The 17,038-nt window shown below is 59.8% G+C and carries 23 protein-coding genes and 1 other RNA gene; 12 read left to right on the top strand and 12 right to left on the bottom strand.

All coding sequences use genetic code 11. The features are described 5' to 3' along the window. The 3 genes from ACNPM8_RS00725 to ACNPM8_RS00735 form a co-directional block, all read right to left on the bottom strand. On the bottom strand, positions 1–190 hold a 190-nt coding region (locus ACNPM8_RS00725; RefSeq protein ID WP_448939034.1), incomplete at its 3' end, for a hypothetical protein. Continuing rightward, positions 183–590, bottom strand: a complete 408-nt coding sequence (locus ACNPM8_RS00730; protein ID WP_448939035.1) for a hypothetical protein — start codon at positions 588–590, stop codon at positions 183–185. The genes ACNPM8_RS00730 and ACNPM8_RS00725, both read right to left, overlap by 8 nt. A gap of 13 nt (positions 591–603) precedes the next feature. After that, a complete protein-coding gene (locus tag ACNPM8_RS00735) occupies positions 604–1,143 on the bottom strand; it encodes a hypothetical protein (protein WP_448939036.1) in 540 nt (179 codons plus the stop codon). Positions 1,144–1,561: 418 nt separating this feature from the next. Between ACNPM8_RS00735 and ACNPM8_RS00740 the strand changes: the two genes are divergently transcribed. The 10 genes from ACNPM8_RS00740 (at position 1,562) to ACNPM8_RS00785 (ending at position 9,548) form a co-directional block, all read left to right on the top strand. Beyond that, a complete protein-coding gene (locus ACNPM8_RS00740) occupies positions 1,562–1,981 on the top strand; it encodes a TadE family protein (protein ID WP_105658363.1) in 420 nt (139 codons plus the stop codon). Beyond that, positions 1,974–2,420 carry a hypothetical protein gene (locus ACNPM8_RS00745; RefSeq protein ID WP_105658364.1) on the top strand — a complete coding sequence of 149 codons (447 nt, stop codon included), beginning with the start codon at positions 1,974–1,976 and terminating at the stop codon, positions 2,418–2,420. Before ACNPM8_RS00740 ends, ACNPM8_RS00745 begins: the two co-directional genes overlap by 8 nt. Positions 2,421–2,469: 49 nt before the next feature. Continuing rightward, entirely contained in the window at positions 2,470–2,868 is a 399-nt protein-coding gene (locus ACNPM8_RS00750) for a hypothetical protein (protein WP_332487271.1), read from the top strand. Positions 2,869–3,259: 391 nt separating this feature from the next. After that, entirely contained in the window at positions 3,260–4,375 is a 1,116-nt protein-coding gene (prfB, locus tag ACNPM8_RS00755) for a peptide chain release factor 2 (protein ID WP_105658366.1), read from the top strand. A 280-nt stretch (positions 4,376–4,655) separates the two neighbouring features. Then, on the top strand, positions 4,656–5,453 hold the full coding sequence (gene ftsE, locus ACNPM8_RS00760) for a cell division ATP-binding protein FtsE (protein ID WP_105658367.1): 798 nt from the start codon (positions 4,656–4,658) through the stop codon (positions 5,451–5,453). Continuing rightward, entirely contained in the window at positions 5,450–6,364 is a 915-nt protein-coding gene (ftsX, locus tag ACNPM8_RS00765; protein WP_105658368.1) for a permease-like cell division protein FtsX, read from the top strand. Before ftsE ends, ftsX begins: the two co-directional genes overlap by 4 nt. Positions 6,365–6,417: 53 nt before the next feature. Next, positions 6,418–7,881: a M23 family metallopeptidase gene (locus tag ACNPM8_RS00770; protein ID WP_105658369.1), complete on the top strand. Its 1,464-nt coding sequence runs from the start codon at positions 6,418–6,420 to the stop codon at positions 7,879–7,881. Positions 7,882–7,935: 54 nt separating this feature from the next. After that, positions 7,936–8,415 (top strand): SsrA-binding protein SmpB, encoded by a 480-nt coding sequence (gene smpB / locus ACNPM8_RS00775; RefSeq protein WP_105658370.1) that lies wholly within the window; start codon positions 7,936–7,938, stop codon positions 8,413–8,415. A 113-nt stretch (positions 8,416–8,528) separates the two neighbouring features. Next, positions 8,529–8,897: a transfer-messenger RNA gene (gene ssrA, locus ACNPM8_RS00780) on the top strand. Between the two features lie 177 nt (positions 8,898–9,074). Further along, complete coding sequence (locus ACNPM8_RS00785) at positions 9,075–9,548, top strand: DUF2568 domain-containing protein (RefSeq protein WP_166650814.1); 474 nt, start codon at positions 9,075–9,077, stop codon at positions 9,546–9,548. 47 nt (positions 9,549–9,595) lie between these two features. Here the strand turns inward: ACNPM8_RS00785 and crcB are convergent, their stop codons facing one another. The 7 genes from crcB to aroA form a co-directional block, all read right to left on the bottom strand. Then, positions 9,596–9,976 (bottom strand): fluoride efflux transporter CrcB, encoded by a 381-nt coding sequence (gene crcB / locus ACNPM8_RS00790; RefSeq protein ID WP_105658372.1) that lies wholly within the window; start codon positions 9,974–9,976, stop codon positions 9,596–9,598. After that, positions 9,976–10,437 carry a CrcB family protein gene (locus tag ACNPM8_RS00795; RefSeq protein WP_105658373.1) on the bottom strand — a complete coding sequence of 154 codons (462 nt, stop codon included), beginning with the start codon at positions 10,435–10,437 and terminating at the stop codon, positions 9,976–9,978. Before ACNPM8_RS00795 ends, crcB begins: the two co-directional genes overlap by 1 nt. Further along, positions 10,434–10,919, bottom strand: a complete 486-nt coding sequence (locus tag ACNPM8_RS00800; RefSeq protein WP_166650813.1) for a universal stress protein — start codon at positions 10,917–10,919, stop codon at positions 10,434–10,436. The genes ACNPM8_RS00795 and ACNPM8_RS00800 overlap by 4 nt, the downstream gene beginning before the upstream one ends. A 74-nt stretch (positions 10,920–10,993) precedes the next feature. Further along, entirely contained in the window at positions 10,994–11,623 is a 630-nt protein-coding gene (locus ACNPM8_RS00805; RefSeq protein ID WP_105658375.1) for a metal-dependent transcriptional regulator, read from the bottom strand. A gap of 14 nt (positions 11,624–11,637) precedes the next feature. Continuing rightward, entirely contained in the window at positions 11,638–12,444 is an 807-nt protein-coding gene (locus ACNPM8_RS00810; protein WP_105658376.1) for an inositol monophosphatase family protein, read from the bottom strand. Positions 12,445–12,458: 14 nt separating this feature from the next. Further along, positions 12,459–13,550, bottom strand: a complete 1,092-nt coding sequence (gene rsgA / locus ACNPM8_RS00815; protein ID WP_105658377.1) for a ribosome small subunit-dependent GTPase A — start codon at positions 13,548–13,550, stop codon at positions 12,459–12,461. Further along, positions 13,550–14,866 (bottom strand): 3-phosphoshikimate 1-carboxyvinyltransferase, encoded by a 1,317-nt coding sequence (aroA, locus tag ACNPM8_RS00820; protein WP_133834483.1) that lies wholly within the window; start codon positions 14,864–14,866, stop codon positions 13,550–13,552. Before aroA ends, rsgA begins: the two co-directional genes overlap by 1 nt. Positions 14,867–15,161: 295 nt before the next feature. Here aroA and ACNPM8_RS00825 point away from each other — a divergent pair, with 295 nt between their 5' ends. After that, positions 15,162–15,815, top strand: a complete 654-nt coding sequence (locus ACNPM8_RS00825) for a sigma-70 family RNA polymerase sigma factor (protein WP_166650812.1) — start codon at positions 15,162–15,164, stop codon at positions 15,813–15,815. Position 15,816: 1 nt separating this feature from the next. Then, positions 15,817–16,077 carry a mycothiol system anti-sigma-R factor gene (gene rsrA / locus ACNPM8_RS00830; protein WP_105658379.1) on the top strand — a complete coding sequence of 87 codons (261 nt, stop codon included), beginning with the start codon at positions 15,817–15,819 and terminating at the stop codon, positions 16,075–16,077. 72 nt (positions 16,078–16,149) lie between these two features. Here the strand turns inward: rsrA and ACNPM8_RS00835 are convergent, their stop codons facing one another. Next, positions 16,150–16,224 (bottom strand): 50S ribosomal protein bL37, encoded by a 75-nt coding sequence (locus tag ACNPM8_RS00835; protein ID WP_369299107.1) that lies wholly within the window; start codon positions 16,222–16,224, stop codon positions 16,150–16,152. A 98-nt stretch (positions 16,225–16,322) separates the two neighbouring features. Then, positions 16,323–16,928, bottom strand: coding sequence for a GDSL-type esterase/lipase family protein (locus ACNPM8_RS00840; RefSeq protein WP_448939037.1), 606 nt, complete (start codon positions 16,926–16,928; stop codon positions 16,323–16,325). Positions 16,929–17,038 lie beyond the last annotated feature (110 nt).

Raw genomic sequence — 17,038 nt, forward strand, 5'->3', positions numbered from 1 at the left:
GAGTAACACTGAGATTCGTAGCTAGGATCATTTCCTGGTCGTCTGTTTCTAGGAATAGACCAAGCTGAAAAGAGACCTCATCCGAGAGTGTTTTTGGTGACGATGTAGCTTGAGCATCGGTTACACGAGGATGGATGAGCACTATGTCTGTAATCAAGTCAGCTGACTTTGGATGTGTCTGATTAGACATGAGCTACAGCCGTCTTGCTTCCTAGCACACGCTCAAACAAAGAGGAAGCAGCGTCTCTGTCTGATGGCTTGAACACCTTGGCGATCTCACGTTCCACCGTTGACGCTCGTTTCCTACGTGCCCAAGCTTCACCATCTGATGCTAGGAACTGAATATGAACAGCAACGGCGATCCCATAAGCCATTACAAACTCAACAGGTGGAGAAAAATCGTGATGCTCGAAATCGAGTACATCTTCTTCGTCAAAGCCTATTTGTTCGGCTAGTTCTCTAGGTGAGTAGCCCTTGCGAATTCTCGCACTGGTTAAAGTGTCGATCAGCGTATCCAAGCCACGAACTATGTCAGTGGCAAGAAGTGAAGAGGTCGTAGTCGAACTAGCAAATGGGTTGACTGCGGACATCTTTGCTTCCTTCCTATTGTGTTGCCTGGCTCTTGTTAATATATCCCCAAAGGTAGTCGTCCTTGAGACCTTCGCGGAATCTTTCACCGGCTTCTTCGATATGAGATTGTTGAACCCCCTGCGTATCCCCGTCGCCGGGCTTTCTCCCGAACTTGAGGGCCAACATCACGCCAGTTAGGTCGATCGGCTCCGCGAAGTACAAGCGAAACAAGAATCTTCGTTGCTGACGACTTTCTCTGGCCCCGTGATTTACTCGCATTTCAAAGAGCACTGGCGGGCGAGTAAACACCTCACCAACGTCATCCTTAGAACCGAATTTCAGGTCACCTTTGATCGCGCGATCCCATTTGGATTCAAATTGGGCACGTACCAATTCTCGTACGGCTACAGGAACATTGTTGAACGAGCGATCTATTTCAGGATGAGTAGGACAGATCCCATCTGGGGGAAGTCGGCAATGATGCCATTCTCCGCCACTCCGCGTCGACCTGAGTGGTACAGTCAAGACGGGCTTTTTAGATGGGAATACCTGATTTGGAGTAGGGATACTCACCCTGGCCTCCTCAACTGTTTTAATGTAGACGGCTGCTCGGCGTGTTGAGTAGCCCACGAGTTAGCCTTCTGCAACATGCATCTTGATCGAGTCTAACTGGCAACAGTCTAACCATAATATTGACAAGTGAACAATCATAAGTGGTTTAGATGACTCCGAGGTTCCCTGTGATTCTCGGGAGTTTTGAAGTTCGTAATCTTGGACTAGAGCTTTTCACTTTGAAAAATGGTTCGGCGGAACTTGCCTTTGGTGAGCGTTGCAATGCGCTTTGAAGCTTTCAATCTCTAGTAGCGATGAGCAAACCTTCACACTCATGTCCGCGTTGCTGGTTGCCGCCTTGCTGGCCATTGCAGGGCCTAGGCTGCAGGACCTGTTCAACCAAGCGATCGATCGAGTTTCCGGATTGGGATAACCGCGCATGTGGTCGAGTGCGGGGTCTCCTGGAAATTCGGAATCTGCGGAACTTGTAGATTGCGAGAACGGGTCTGCTGTAGCCGAATTTGTCATGGTCACAACGTTGCTTGTGGTCATCGCAATGACGCTCATCCAACTCGCGTTGGTACTGCATGTGCGCAACACCCTGATTGACGCAGCATCGAACGGCGCCCATTACGGTGCTTTGGCCAATCGGTCAGTATCCGACGCTCGAAGCAGAACTCGGATGTTGATCACCGAAAGCTTGCATGGCGGATTTGCCCGTGACATTGCTGTGAGCACAACCCGCGTTGGTGATAGCCAGTTGGTAACCGTATCGGTTAACACGAGGGTGCCCTTAATCGGGTTCTTGCCCAACGGGTGGGATTTGCAGGTTCAGGGAGAAGCTGTGCGTTATGGGTAGAGCCAAGTATCTCGCTGCCGCGATGCACAAGAGAATCCGGGCCGAAGATCGCGGCAGCGCGATAGTGGAGTTTATTTTTGCTTCAACTGTCTTGCTGATTCCCATGGTGTACCTGATTCTGGCCGTCGGACAGCTGCAAGGCGGTAGCTATGCCGTGGTTGGAGCTGCTGATCATGCAGCGAAGGTTTTCGCCGCCGCCGATAACCCCGCCCAGGCAAGGTCAGATGCGCACGCAGTCGTACGAAGAACCATGAACAACTTTGGATATGCCGACGCTCGCACATCGATTAGTTGCGACAAGGAATGCTTGAGTCCGGGCAGTGTCGTCACTGTGACGGTAGCGTTGGATGTTCCCCTTCCTTTCGTTTCCGACTGGGCAGAGGTATCTGCTTTCACCGTGGATTCTTCAGCCTCGCAAAGGACTGATCGCTTTGGCTAGGACAAAACGCGCTGCCCTGAATCCACGGGACGAGGATGGACAATCCTTAGTGCTGGCAATCGGCTTGTGCGCCATCACTTTGCTGACAATTTCAGTGGTGCTAGCAGTCAGCGCAGTCAACCTCAAAGCGCGTCAGCTGTTGTCAATTGCCGACGGGGCGGTCGTGGCTGCCGTGGATGAATTCGAATTTGTTGCGGACAATGGCGACCCGAGGATTCAGTTGGACCAGCAGCGCGTGCAACAAGCCGTGCAACAGTACCTTTCGGATGTGGGTGCGGCCGGCCGCGTCGACAATTTACGCATTGGCCGGGTGCAGATCACGCCTGATGGGCAAGGCGCGAATCTCGTGCTGCAGGGCTCGGTGCAACCGCCGATAGTGGGGTGGATCGTTCCAGACGGAGTACCAATATCTGTAGATTCATCAGCAAGAACTGTACTGAGCAGGTGAACACCTCCGCGCAGAGCAGCATGGATGTTCCAGGGAAGCGGGAAATGCACAAGTACGGGGAAGCAAGAGAAAGAACGTGTCAGCGAGCAACGCTGCTGCATGCCCCAGGAGCGGAATCCAAGAAGGATGGATCCAGCGCAACCGGATCCATCATTTTTGCGGTAGTTCGGGCTTCTTTGGAAGCTTGCGGACCCCACCTCCAAATCCCAGTTCAGAAATACTGTTCGAGAACTGACTGGCCGGATTCCCGATCGACCCGTGGATGCAAGCCTTGCAAGTTGGCTAGGGGTTCCACAGCGCGATTTTCAGTGAAAACCTCGATTGGAACTTCTTTTCGGCGATAGCACCGGACTCATTGATCAATGGCTAAATGACGTAGTCTTAGAGGACCATGGCAAAAACTGACTTCTCCGCTGAAATCCGCTCACTGCGTTCTACATTCTCCGCAATTGAAGACGTGAGCGATGTCGAGCAGATCAAAGCTGACATCGCAGTCCTCTCGGAGGAAGCTGGCGTTCCGAACCTCTGGGATGATCCGGCCGCCGCGCAGATCGTTACCAGCAAGCTATCGCATCGCCAGTCTGAGCTGGAACGGCTGACCCGGCTGAAGACCCGCATCGACGATTTGGAAGTCTTGGTTGAGCTTGCTGAACTTGAAGACGACGATGATACGTTGCACGAAGCGGATAGAGAGCTCGTCAGCGTCCAGAAGTCCCTTGCCGAACTCGAAATTGTTACCCTTCTCAACGGTGAATTCGATGCTCGCGGAGCGGTTGTCACGATTCGCTCCGGTGCCGGCGGCGTTGATGCCGCCGATTTCGCAGAGATGCTTTTGCGCATGTACCTGCGCTGGGCTGAACGCCGTGGTTACAAGGCCACCGTTATGGATACCTCGTATGCCGAGGAGGCCGGCCTTAAATCGGCAACCTTCGAAATCGACGCACCGTATGCCTTCGGCACACTCTCGGTAGAAGCCGGCACGCACCGTCTGGTTCGTATTTCACCATTCGATAATCAGGGACGTCGCCAGACGTCGTTTGCCGCAGTGGAGGTCGTGCCGCTGATTGAGCAGACTGACACCATCGAAATCCCTGAATCTGAAATCCGCGTGGACGTCTTCCGTTCCTCTGGCCCTGGCGGACAGAGCGTTAACACCACCGACTCTGCAGTACGCATGACGCATATTCCTACCGGAGTTGTCGTCTCGATGCAGAACGAAAAGTCGCAGATCCAGAACCGTGCTGCCGCACTTCGAGTTCTGCAATCGCGGTTGCTGCTTCTGAAGAAGGAACAAGAAGACGCCCAGAAGAAGGAATTCGCCGGAGATGTGAAGGCATCTTGGGGCGATCAGATGCGATCCTATGTGCTTAATCCGTACCAAATGGTCAAGGACCTGCGTACCGAACATGAAGTCGGCAATACCCAGGCAGTACTTGATGGTGAAATTGACGATTTCATTGATGCAGGCATCCGCTGGCGTGCAGGACAGCGTCGCCCTAGTAAGTAAGCGAAATCGCGAATTCCAGCTGGTCTAAACGCTTTTGCCACAGAGGGTGTAAGTATCATCACCGTTACGAACTCCGTTTCGCTAATTCCAGCTAGTCATGCCTAAGCTGGGCATTCTGCGTTAGCTGTATGTACGGCATGAATCTCGCAACACACCTTATATTTCGGCTGGTTAGCTACCTGGCACCGATAGTGTTTGGAAGACTGGCGCACCAAAAGACGTTTGATCTCGAGATTGGTATTCGTGGGTCGCGCCCCGACGAAGACTAGTGATTGAAGACATGATTAAATTCGAAAACGTCTCGATGGTTTACGAGCCAAAGCAGCAGAATGCAGCTTTGGACGATATAAACATCGAGATAGACCGTGGCGAGTTCGCCTTCTTGGTTGGCGAATCCGGTTCGGGTAAGTCGACCTTCCTCAGCTTGGTGCTGCGCGAAAAGCGCTCCACCGACGGATCCGTCTACGTGGCGGGACAGAACCTCAACCGCATTCCGAGCCGCCGTGTGCCTAAGCTGCGCCGTGACATCGGTTTCGTTTTCCAGGACTTCCGCCTGCTGCGCGAGCGCACGGTCTTCGACAACGTCGCGTTCGCCATGGAGGTCATTGGAGCTTCACGGGCCCAGATCCGCGAGCGTGTGCCAGATGCACTTAAAATGGTCGGCCTTGAAGATAAGGCGCGTCGCAAGCCAACTGAACTTTCCGGTGGCGAGCAGCAACGCGTCGGCATTGCCCGCGCGATTGTGAACAGGCCCTCGATCCTGCTTGCCGATGAGCCTACGGGTAACCTCGACCGCAAGAACAGCATCGAAGTCATGAACGTGCTCAACCGCATTAACCAGAACGGTACGACTGTCCTGATGGCTACGCACGCACATGAACTGGTGAGCGAATACCGCCACCGCGTTATTGAACTGAGTCGCGGGCAGGTCATCCGCGATGAAATTGATGGACAGTACGCCCCGATGACCACCGTGGTGAACCAGGACGGTTCGCGCGAACTGCTCGTCGGCGATTCCGCCGTGGAGTACGACGAAGAGTCACAGGTTGCTGAGGACAAGAAAGACGAGGACCAGTGAGACTAGGATTTATTCTCCGCGAAGCGGCGAAGGGCCTGCGGCAGAATGTCGTCATGGTCGTCTCTGTGGTGCTGGTGACTTTCGTATCGTTGACCTTCGTCGGTGCCTCGGTATTACTGCAGCTCCAGATCAACCAGATGAAGGGCTACTGGTACGACCGCATGGAAGTTGCGGTGTACCTCTGTGATGACACGAGCACTTCGCCCAACTGCGCTGGTAGCGCGGTTTCCGAAGAGCAGCGCCAGAGCATTGAAGAGATGCTCAAATCAGAGCAGCTTGCGCCGTATATCAAGGAATTCGCCTACGAGTCGAAGGACCAGGCATACGAAAACTTCCTCGACCAATACGAGAACTCGGCATTGGTTGACCAGGTCACTGCTGAGCAGCTGCCCGAATCATTCCGCGTCGCACTGGTAGATCCGGAGAAGTATCCGGTGATCAACGAAGCGTTCTCCACGGTACAAGGCGTTGACTCGGTCATTGACCAACGGGAACTGCTTGAAAAGGTCTTCCAGTTGGTGCGCGTGGCATCCGCCGCCGCTGCTGTCGTTGCAATCGTGATGATTGTTTGCGCGGTGCTGCTGACCGGTACGACTATCCAGCTCTCAGCCATGCACCGGCGACTCGAAACAACGATCATGCGACTGGTTGGTGCATCGAAAGCAACGATTCAGCTGCCGTTCATTATCGAAGGAGTCATCGCGTCGCTGATTGGTGGATTGCTGGCTTCTGGCACCTTGTGGTTGCTGCTGAAGTTCCTCGTCGAGGATAAGTTGGCCAATGAAAACGTCGGTGTAGCGTTCATCTCCACCAGCGAAATATGGCTAGTTGCTCCGATACTCTTGATTATTGGTATCGTTTTGGCCACAATTTCATCAGTGGTAACGTTGAAGCGTTACCTGAAGGTTTAGCTGAAACGTTATCTAGGCTTGAACTGAAGTACGCAATTTCTAAAAGGAGCTTTATGCTGTCGAACGCAGTGCGACGTAAATTCTTACGCGCCTCCATCGGTGGAGCAATGGCTCTCGCGCTCACGCTGCCCGCAGGGCTGGTAGCCGCCGATGAGCTGGACGACAAGAAAGCTCAAGTCGAAAAGAACATCGATACCCTCGAGAACGACATGGAATTCTTGGATGCCGACATTCAAGAAACCGACAGGAAATTGCGTGACCAGCAAGCACAGGTTCCTGTAGCCCAGCAGGCATTGGCTGACGCGCAAAGCCGCGTAGCCAATGCACAGGCCACCCTTTCCGATCTCAACAACCGCTTAATCAGCGCGCAAGCGACTCGTGATGAAGTGGCTAAGCAGATCGAGGAAAACGCGGCTAAGCTTTCCGACGCTCAAGATGCGATGGCGCAGATCGCTTCTGAGGCTTATAAGCGCGGCGGCGTTTCTGGCGGGCTGGACATGATCCTCAACATGGATTCGGCGACCAAGATGGCCGATGGCCTGGACATGGCCAACCGCGCCATGGAATCCCAGAATGCCGCATACAATGACCTGGCCCAGGAACAAGCCAGCAATGAAAGCAACAAGCTTCGCCTGGTTGCTGTTGAAAAGGAAATTTCCTCCCTGAAAGCCCAGGCTGAGGAAGCCTTGGCGCAGGAGCAGGCGGCGCGAGATGCTGCGCAGAACGCCAAGAACGAACTGGATGCGCTGGTTGCCAGCACCGAAGAACTCAGTGCTGAACTTGAAGCGCAGAAGCCGCGTATCCAGGCGAAACTGCAATCGCAGCAGAAGGAATACGCCGCGGTCAACCAGCAGATCAAGGAACGCCAGGAGCGCTTGATCAGGGAAGCTGCCGAACGCAAGCGCAAGGCAGAAGAAAAAGCGCGCCGCGAAGCAGAAGCCGAGCGAAAGCGCATCGCCGAGGAAAAGGCGGCCTACGAAGCTGAGCAGGAGCGCAAGGCAGCAGAAGCTCGCGCAGAGAAAAAGGCCTACAAGAAGAAGGCCTATGTAGCACCCAAATCCGAGCCAAAGGCACCGACATATGCCGAGCCAAGCAGCTGGGGTTTGGTTAAGCCCACTACCAGTAACCGATTGACCTCGACCTTCGGGTGGCGCCCGACTCCAGCTGGAACAATCGACTATGGCGGCCGTGGCGGCTATGTCCACGCAGGCATTGACTGGGGATTCGGCGGCCAGTGCGGCTCGCCAATCACGGCTGCTGCCTCCGGTGAAGTGTGGATGGCCGGTTGGGGCGGATCCTCGGGTAACAAGGTCACCGTTTCTCACGGCGTCATCAAGGGAAAGGCCCTGGCCACCAACTATCACCACATGTCCCGCATCGCGGTAAGCGTCGGCCAGCATGTGAAGCAGGGCCAGGTTATAGGCTACGTTGGCACCACCGGCAATTCGACCGGCTGCCATCTGCACTTCGAAACGATCATCAATGGTTCACATGTGAACCCCTTGGGACTTCTCTAGCGCTAGACTTGTAATCTGTGCGCGGGAATCCGCCCGCGACATGCAAGGAGTAACGTGGCTAAGAAGAATCAAGAAGATCGAGTAATCGCGAGCAACCGCAAGGCGCGCCACGATTTCGAAATACTCGACACCTTCGAAGCTGGCATGGTGCTCACGGGTACTGAGGTGAAGTCGCTTCGCGAAGGCAAGGCCTCGCTGGTTGACGGTTTCGGCCAGTTCTACCGTGGCGAGCTGTACATCGAGAACGTCTACATCCCCGAGTACCTCAATGGATCGTGGACCAATCACGCGGCCCGTCGTCGCCGCAAGCTCTTGCTGCACCGCCAGGAACTGCTCAAGATCGAACGCAAAATCAGTGAAGCCGGCCTGACCGTCGTCCCGCTGAGCTTGTACTTCAAATCCGGTCGGGCGAAGCTGGAGATCGGCGTTGCCCGCGGTAAGCGCGAATACGACAAGCGCCAGACCCTGAGGGAAAAGCAGGATAATCGCGAGGCGTTGCGTGCCATGCGCGAACGCAACCGCGGAAACGCATAAGGCTAGCTTGTGGCGCATTTCGCATTGGGGGAAACCCGGGCAGTGCGCTATGATTGGTAGACACGCCCTAGGGTGTGGTTGTACCCGGGAGACCGGGACTGACAACAAAATACGGGGATGATCGGTTTCGACGGTGTGAGTCGCGACAGATGAAGCGGGCCGAGGACGCAAAGTTATCTCGTAAACGCCCTTTGCAAACCAATAAGTGCCGAATCAAAGCGCACTGACTTCGCTCTCGCTGCCTAAGCAGCCAGACGGTCCGTTAGCCAGGGGACGCTATCGCCCCTGTTCCTAACGTCATTTAGATAGCCAATGTATCCAGCGGATGTTGCCGCTTCTGGATACACATTTAGGCAACTGTGCCCGGATCAACCACATGTTTGCGTGATGGTTGGGGCAGAGAAAATCCGCAGCAAACTGCGCCCGGAGAAGACCTGGCAACACCACATCGGACGGGAGTTCAATTCTCCCCATCTCCACAATATCCAGCTCCGGAGCCAGGCCCATAGGTCTGGCTCCGGAGCTTTTTGTTTGTTTCGGAGTCCGCAGTCACATCGCGAGCCTGTTCGCGGGATGGAGAATTTACACATAGACTTGAAATGAAAGTCCAAGGCTTTCGAAACGACAGCGTGTGCAGAAACGGAGTGAGATTGAAGTCGATGGGTAAAAACAGTTCCCAGCGGGTATCGCCTTTCCTTTCAGCAAGCTATGCGGCAGTTGCCTTCCTCTTGGAAGTAGGATTGCTTTTCGCCGCGGCACTAGCCGCTATCGCTTTCATCCCATGGCCGACAATTCCAGCAATCCTTGTAGTAGTTGTCCCGCTGCTGATCCTCTGGTCGATTTTCTTCTCGCCGAAAGCCGTCATCAAGTTGAGGCTGCGAACCCGTCTGCTCCTGGTCCATATCATTTACCTCATCGGAGCCTACGTGCTGTGGCTGAGCGTCGACCATTCCTTCTACGATCAATCGCAGATTTGGGCCATCGGAATGCTTGCGTTGACCGGCATCAGCGCCATTCTGGTCATCGCCACCGGCGGATACGTGGTCCCGCACGATCGAACCAAGCAGCCACCGAAGCAAGTTCCGAGCCGGGCACGAGCGGGTGCTCCCAAGGGACGCCGGGCAGCACGCTAGAACTGATGGAATGCCAAGCCGAAAGGCTTGGCATTTTTCGTTTGCGGCTAGAAGAGCCCAGCGACGTGGTAGCCGAGCAATGCCGCGAGCACCGCTCCAGCGAGGGTCCCCAATGCATTGGCCAGGCTGGCTGCGAGGCGGCCGGCCTGGAGCAGCCGGACAGTTTCGAAACTGGCCGCCGAAAACGTCGTGTAGCCGCCGAGCAATCCTGAACCTATGGCGGCAAGCCATTGCGCCGACAACAACTGCTGGGCCATCAGCCCGGTCAGCGCACCCAGCGCGAAGGAGCCGGAGAGATTGACCAGGATCGTGCCCCAGGGCAGCGGGGCCGGAAGCCACCGCTTGATCAGGGCATCGACCACGAAACGCAGGCAGGCGCCAAGGCCGCCGCAGAGCGCAACGATAAGAAATAAGCCGGGGGAGAGCACTAGTGAAGCCCTCCCGATTTCCGGGCCATGCGCCTAGCACCGGCGGCGATTCCGCACCAGGTTGCCAATGCACCGAAGAACACCGTGAACAGTGCGTAACCCAGGGCATGGAGCGCTGCGCCGGATGCGAACATCTGCATGCTGCCGGTGGCCAGCGCGCTGTAGGTCGTGAAGCCGCCCAGGAAACCGGTGCCCAGCAGCAGCCGCAGCCGGTGACGCTTGCCCTCGTCGAGGCCGGGATGCGAAAGCGCCTCGAGCAGCAGGCCGAGCAGGAACGCCCCCAGCATGTTGGCTAGGAAAATCGCGATCGGGAAACCGCCGGGATCTGGCAGCAGCAGGCCCAGGCCTTGCCGGCAGGCAGTACCGGCAGCGCCGCCAAGGAATACCAGCAGCAGGAAACGCGGGTTGAGGAAGGAACCCTGCGCGGGGCGCTGGGCCATGGGTGTTGGCGGACGGGTCATGAATTGCGAATCTGTTCTGCGCGGCGTGGCGGGACGAGGAGCACCGGATGGCGCTGTCGATGGGTCAGATGCACCGCTACCGAACCGTTGAGCAGTTCCCCAATAGTGTTGGCCATGGAACGCTCCCGAACCCCGAGCACAATCAGCGCCGCATCATGCTGCAGGGCAAGATGCGACAGCTGCTGACCGGGGCCACCGGCCGCGGCATGCGCCTGCCATTCCAGTCCCGATCCGCCGAGCTGGGCTTCGAGCTGCTGCAGAAGCCGTGCCGGGAAGCGCTCAATTGCTTCGTCCCCGGATTCGGGATCCAGCGGTGCGCTGCGGATGGTGCCATCGGGAAGCTCTTCGAGCGGATAGCGGGTGGGATCCACGTGGACGCAAAGCAACCGCGCTCCGAGCGCGCCTGCGAGGTCTGCGGCTGCGTCCAGAACGTGGGGATCGAGGCGATCCGGGATGCCCAGGATGATCGGTCGTGTCTCCAATGGCTCTCCCTTTGGCAGTGGGGCGCACCGTGCAGCGCGTCGCTGCTTTTAATTCTTGCACAGCCGGCAATCAGCTAGGCTTTGCGCACCCAGATCAGCGAAGCCTCAATGAAATCCAGCTGATGCGGCAGCTCGATGACCGCCCCGGGAACCAGCCCCTGGGCGGCGGCACGACGCAGGAACTGGGGATCTTCATCGCTGATCCGGTCGATGACGGCCCGGGCACCGGAGAAGCGGTCAAGCCGGATGGCCCCGGAGACCGGCAGTTCCCCTTCCGCGCTGGGAATCGCGTCGCCATGCGGATCGTGGCGCGGGTGGCCCAGCCGGGCTTCCAGGGCGTTGATGAAGCGGTCGGTGACGGTGTGCTCCAGGGCCTCGGCCTCGTCATGCACCTCGTCCCAGCCGTAGCCCAGCTCATCACGCAGGAATGTTTCCAGCAGGCGGTGGCGGCGCACCATGCGCAAGGCCTCGCGCCGGCCGGTGCCGCTGAGCGTAATGGCCCCGCGCGGCACGTGATGGACCAGGTGCTTGGCTGCGAGCTTCTGCACCATGGCGGTGGCCGAGGCAGGGGACAAGCCCAGCTGGTCGGCCAGCGCGCCGGTGCCCACTTCGGTGTCTTCCCATTCGGTGAGCAGGTACACCGCCTTGAGGTAGTCCTCTTCGCTGGTGGTCAGCCCGGCCGGCCCGCGTCGTGCAGTTGCCATCGTCCTCGCGCTGCCTAGCTGCGGTTCAGGTAGGGAAGGATCGCCTCGTGCAGCTTGCCGTTGGTGGCCAGGGCGTTGCCGCCATGGCAGCCCTCTTCTCCGGCCACCGAGGTGAAGCGGCCCCCGGCTTCGCGTACCACCGGCACCAGGGCGGCCATGTCGTAGAGCTCCAGTTCGGGTTCGAAGGCCGCATCGACCGCGCCTTCGGCCAGCAGCGCGTAGGACAGGAAATCCCCGTAGCCGCGGGTGCGCCACGCGGTATCCAGCAGTTCCAGGAAGCCCTCGAGCTTGCCGGCCTCCTTCCAGCCGTTCAGCGAGGCGTAGGCCAGCGAGGAGTCAGACAGCTCGCTCACCGAGGAGACCTTGATCTGGCGGGTGGCGGTGGTACCGGCGGTGGCACCCGGTTCGGTGACGTACGCGCCCAGGCCGCTCGCGGCATGCCAGCGGCGGGTCATGGCCGGGGCGGAGATGACTCCCAGCACCGGTTCGCCGTCGATCTCCAGCGCGATCAGCGTGGCCCAGACGGGTACGCGGCGCACGAAGTTCTTGGTGCCGTCGATCGGGTCGATGACCCAGCGCCGGGAGCCGGTTCCGTGCACGCCGAATTCTTCGCCGAGCACCGAATCATCGGGGCGGTGGGCGGCCAGCTCGGCCAGGATCAGCTGCTCGGCGCCGCGGTCGGCGTCGGAGACCGGGGTCATGTCCGGCTTGGATTCGACCACCAGGTCGTTGGCGCCGTAGCGGGCCAGGGTGAAGGCGTCGACCTTCCCGGCCAGAGCCAGGGCGAAGTCGAGATCTTGCTGCAGGGTGTATTCAGCCATGGTGTTGCGGGCGCCTAGAGCGCGCCGAGCTCCTTTTCGTGCGTGGTTTCCTCGGTGGTGACCAGCCGGCGGTAGGAGGCCAACCGGTCAGCGGCCTGGGTGCCTTCGGCATTTTCGGCCCAAGCTTCCAGCGCGCAGCCCGCCTCGCCGGCGGCATGGGTGCAACCGCGCGGGCAGCCGGTGGCGATTTCTGCCAGGTCCTCGAAGGCGGCCAGGATATTGTCCCGGTCTACCAGTCCCAGCCCGAAAGAACGGATGCCGGGGGTGTCGATCAGCCAGGATCCAGGGGTGTCGCCCAGGCGCAGTGCCAGGGCGTTGGACGAGGTATGGCGTCCGCGGCCGGTGACCGCGTTGACGTGCCCGGTGGCGCGGGTCGAACCGGTCAGGGCGTTGACCAGGGTGGACTTGCCTACTCCGGAGTGGCCCAGCACTACCGAGACGCAGCCGGAGAGGATCTCTTCGAGTTCGGCCAGCGCGCCGGCATCCAGCCGGGCGCTGGAACCGTCGGCGCCGCGCGCGTCCACGCCGGAGGCGTCGGCAGTGGTGGTGCGGGAGATGACCACGGGGAACTCCAGTCCCTCGTAGTGCTTGAGGAAGTCGGCCGGATCCTTCACATCCGCCTTGGTCACGCACAGCACCGGCTGGATGCCGGCGTCGAAGGCGGCGACCAGCGCGCGGTCCACGAAGCCGGTGCGCGGCTCGGGATTGGCGGCGGCCACGACGATGACCAGCTTGTCGACATTGGCGACGACCACGCGCTCGGTGGCGTCGGTGTCGTCGGCGCTGCGGCGCAGCAGCGTGGTGCGCTCTTCGATGCGGATCAGCCGGGCCAGGGTATCGGGCTTTCCGGAGGTGTCGCCCACCAGTCCCACCAGGTCCCCGGGCACGATCGCCTGGCGGCGCAGCTCGCGGGCCCGGGCGGCGATGACGATGCGCTCCGTGGCGGTGTCCTCATCCAGGATTGCGGTGTAGCGGCCGCGGTCCACGGTGATGATGCGGCCGATGACCGCCTGTTCGTAGGCCGGGCGGTCCTTGGTGCGCGGACGGCTGCCCTTCTTGTTGGGGCGGACGCGGACCGAGGATTCGTCGTAGTCGGAGTAGCGCATTAGCCCTGGCCCTTTGCGGTAGCCGCCATGCGGGACCATAGCTGCGGGAAATCCGGCATGGTCTTGGCGGTGGTGGCGATGTTTTCCACGCGCACCCCGTCGATGGCCAGGCCCAGCAGGGCACCGGCGGTCGCCATGCGATGGTCCTCGTAGGAATCGATATCCGCTGCCTGCAGGGCTCCGGGAACGATTTCCAGCGCGTCCGCGGTGGCGGTGATTCTGGCGCCCACCTTGGACAATTCGGTTTCCAGCGCGGCCAGCCGATCGGTTTCATGGCCGCGCAGGTGCCCGATGCCGGTCAGCTTGCTCGGCGAATCGGCCAGCACGCACAGTGCTGCCAGGGTAGGGGCCAGCTCGGAGGCGTCGGCGTAGTCGATGCCGCGGATGACTCCGGTTCCGCGCACGGTGAGCACGCCGTCGCCGCCGTGGCTGACTTCCGCTCCCATCGCGGCCAGTATTTCTACCCACTTGCCGCCGACCTGGGTGGTCCTGGCAGGCCAGAAGGGCACGCTCACGGTGCCATGGCTCGCCAGCGCGGCCGCCAGGAACGGTCCGGCGTTGGACAGGTCCGGTTCCACGGTGACGGTGAAGCCCGCCAGCTGGCCCGGGGCGATGCTCCAGCCGCGCGCGTCGGCATCGACGCTTACCTCTACGCCCAAATCGCGCAGGGTCTGGACGGTCATCGCGATGTGGTCCGGGGAAGCGATAGGCCCCGGCGCCGCGCGCAGCTTCAGCCCGCCGGGCAGGGCCTGGCCAACCAGCAGCAGCGCGGAGATGAACTGGGAGCTGCCCGACGCGTCGATGACCACTTCGGCATCCTGCTTCAGCTCGCTGGCATCAATGGTGAAGGGCAGCATGCCGGTGCTCCCGGCGTAGTCGATGCGGGCGCCCAAGGCTGCCAGCGCGTCCAGTACCGGGGCCATGGGCCGCACGCGGGCCGCGGCGTCGCCGTCGAAGGCCACCTTGGCGCCGGCGACGGCAGCCAATGGGGGAACGAAGCGCATCACCGTGCCCGCCAAGCCGCAGTCGATCGCCAGCGGTCCGGCGGCCAGCTGGCCCGGGGTGATGTCCACGGTGGTGGAGCCGTCGGCCTGCTCGGTGCGCTTGATCCCGACCCCGAATCCGGCCAGGGCGCTGAGCATCAGCTCGGTGTCGCGGCTGATCAGCGTGTTGTGGATCGTGGATGGCGAGGAGGCCAGGGCCGCAAGGATCAGATACCGGTTGGTCAGCGACTTCGAAGCTGGCACCGGGACGGTTGCATCCAGTCCGGCGGCGGCATAGGGCGCTGCCCACCAGTTCTTTTCTGCGTCGTGCAGCTGATCGAGGGGGCTCCCGGGGGCGCTTGCAGTGCTGATTGGTAGATCCTTAGGCTCGAGGCTTCAATTCGGGGCCGCTGGCAGTACCGCAAGTACTGTGCGCCCGCTGCCTAATTCTAGCCGAGATCGGTGCGGGAATAAGGCTTTAGCTCCGCTGGTTATACCTACTGTGACGATACGACAGGACACTTCAAACGCCGGCGGCACCGCTTGCGCCGTCGCCGAGCAACCGCGGCCGGCCCGGGCCCGCGCTGGCACGCGCATAAAGCCGTTCGAACGCGTAGACTCGGCAGTGATGAACAACAAGAGTGTGGACGAGAATTTGCCCGATGTGGCCTCCGAGTCCGAGCAGCAGCGCCGCGAACGCTTCGAGCGTGACGCGATGCAGTACGTGGACCAGCTCTATTCGGCTGCCCTGCGCATGGCGCGCAACCCGTCGGATGCCGAGGATTTGGTGCAGGAGGCCTACACCAAGGCCTATTCCGCCTTCCACCAGTACAAGCCGGGCACCAACCTGAAGGCCTGGCTGTACCGCATCCTGACCAACACGTACATCAATTTGTACCGCAAGCGCCAACGCGAGCCGCTGCGCACTTCCACCGATACGGTCGAGGATTGGCAGATGGCCCAGGCCATGGAGCATTCGCCGACCGGCTTGCGCTCGGCCGAGGCCGAGGCGCTGGACCACCTTCCGGATTCGGATGTGAAAGCCGCGCTGCAGTCGATCGGCGAGGATTTCCGCATGGCCGTCTACTTCGTGGATGTCGAGGGCTTCAGCTACAAGGAAGCCAGCGAGATCCTGGGCGTGCCGATCGGCACCGTGATGTCCCGGTTGCATCGCGGACGCAAGAACTTGAGGGAACTGCTGGCCGATTACGCAGCAGATCGTGGGATCGCCACCGGCACCCAGAGCAAGAGTGCCGCCAAGGCTGACCGAGGAGCGAAATAAGATGGATTGCAATTCAATGGGTGATTGCGCCGATGACCGCATCGTCCGCATCTACGAGTACCTCGACGGAGCGCTGACGCTCGATGACCTCAAGGAGGTCAAGTCCCATCTGGATGGCTGCCCGGAATGCACCGAGCAGTACGATCTGGAGTGCATCATCCGCTCGGTGGTGCGCCGCAGCTGCCAGGAGCATGCCCCGCAGACCTTGAAGGCCAGCATCATCGCGCGGATCTCGCAGATCCGCGTGGAATCAGGCCACTAGCACGGCAAAGAGAAACCCCGTATCTTCCGAGTTGATCTCGAAGGGTACGGGGTTCTTTTTTGTTAGCTTCGCTTAGCTGTTTGGGCGCTTGCCGTGGTTGGCACCGCCACGCTTGCGATCGCGACGCTTACGAGCGCGCTTCGACATGGTGACTCCTTAGAGGGAACAATATTGCTTCCCGAAAATTCGGGCCGGCTCATAGTCTTTCACACTTCCGGCCCATTTTCCTAACGGACCGGCGGTCCCTAGCCCTCGCCTGGCTCAGGCAACTCCAGCCAGGAATACCAGCCGCGGTGCAGCACCAGCCAGGCCATCAGCCCGTAGCCTGCCTGGCCGGGCACCCCGCCGGAAGCGTTCAGATCGGCACGCCACTGGGCATGGGAACGCAGGGGCGTGAAGGTATCGACGTAGTGGTGGTTGCGGCGCAGCGCCACATCCGAGTAGACGCGGTTCAGTTCTGCCACGCGCTGGTTGCGCGCATCATCCAGGCCCGGGGCCGGGCCGACCAGCAAGGCCTTGATGTTCATCTGCGAGGCCGAATCCAGGATGTTGGCCAGGTTCAGCCGGCTGCGCGCGGTGGTGACATCCAGATCGACGTCGCGGTCCGAGAGCGCGATGACCAGGCGGTTTTCGTATTTGTCGCTGAATCGGCGGGAGGCTTCCCCCAGCCAGCGTTCGGCCAGCGCTTCGGATCCCTCGGCCGGGGAAGCCAGGACGAAGGACTGCAGGCGCAGGGCCGGATCCTGGGTGCGGGCCATGACGCGGCCGAACCAGCCCAGGCCCCGCGGGTCGCCATGTCCGGCCAGTAGCTCATCTCCGATTGCGGTAATTCGGATTGTGCGTAACTCCAACTGGGCGACCTTTCGTTGGCTCAAAAATGATGAATCGCTCCCCACCTTAGCAGTCGGAACGCTGGCATCGGGGGAGGCGGTCATTGGTTAAACCCCACAATTCCCTGCGA

Source organism: Glutamicibacter sp. AGC46 (assembly GCF_053543715.1).

Coding starts and splice junctions, on each gene's coding strand:
- ACNPM8_RS00805 (WP_105658375.1), bottom strand. CDS start 11,623: ATGGCAACTGCACGACGCGGGCCGGCCGGGCTGACCACCAGCGAAGAG.
- ACNPM8_RS00730 (WP_448939035.1), bottom strand. CDS start 590: ATGTCCGCAGTCAACCCATTTGCTAGTTCGACTACGACCTCTTCACTT.
- ACNPM8_RS00795 (WP_105658373.1), bottom strand. CDS start 10,437: ATGACCCGTCCGCCAACACCCATGGCCCAGCGCCCCGCGCAGGGTTCC.
- ACNPM8_RS00825 (WP_166650812.1), top strand. CDS start 15,162: ATGAACAACAAGAGTGTGGACGAGAATTTGCCCGATGTGGCCTCCGAG.
- ACNPM8_RS00785 (WP_166650814.1), top strand. CDS start 9,075: ATGGGTAAAAACAGTTCCCAGCGGGTATCGCCTTTCCTTTCAGCAAGC.
- ACNPM8_RS00810 (WP_105658376.1), bottom strand. CDS start 12,444: ATGGCTGAATACACCCTGCAGCAAGATCTCGACTTCGCCCTGGCTCTG.
- rsgA (WP_105658377.1), bottom strand. CDS start 13,550: ATGCGCTACTCCGACTACGACGAATCCTCGGTCCGCGTCCGCCCCAAC.
- ftsE (WP_105658367.1), top strand. CDS start 4,656: ATGATTAAATTCGAAAACGTCTCGATGGTTTACGAGCCAAAGCAGCAG.
- prfB (WP_105658366.1), top strand. CDS start 3,260: ATGGCAAAAACTGACTTCTCCGCTGAAATCCGCTCACTGCGTTCTACA.
- ACNPM8_RS00745 (WP_105658364.1), top strand. CDS start 1,974: ATGGGTAGAGCCAAGTATCTCGCTGCCGCGATGCACAAGAGAATCCGG.
- rsrA (WP_105658379.1), top strand. CDS start 15,817: ATGGATTGCAATTCAATGGGTGATTGCGCCGATGACCGCATCGTCCGC.
- ACNPM8_RS00740 (WP_105658363.1), top strand. CDS start 1,562: ATGTGGTCGAGTGCGGGGTCTCCTGGAAATTCGGAATCTGCGGAACTT.
- ACNPM8_RS00770 (WP_105658369.1), top strand. CDS start 6,418: ATGCTGTCGAACGCAGTGCGACGTAAATTCTTACGCGCCTCCATCGGT.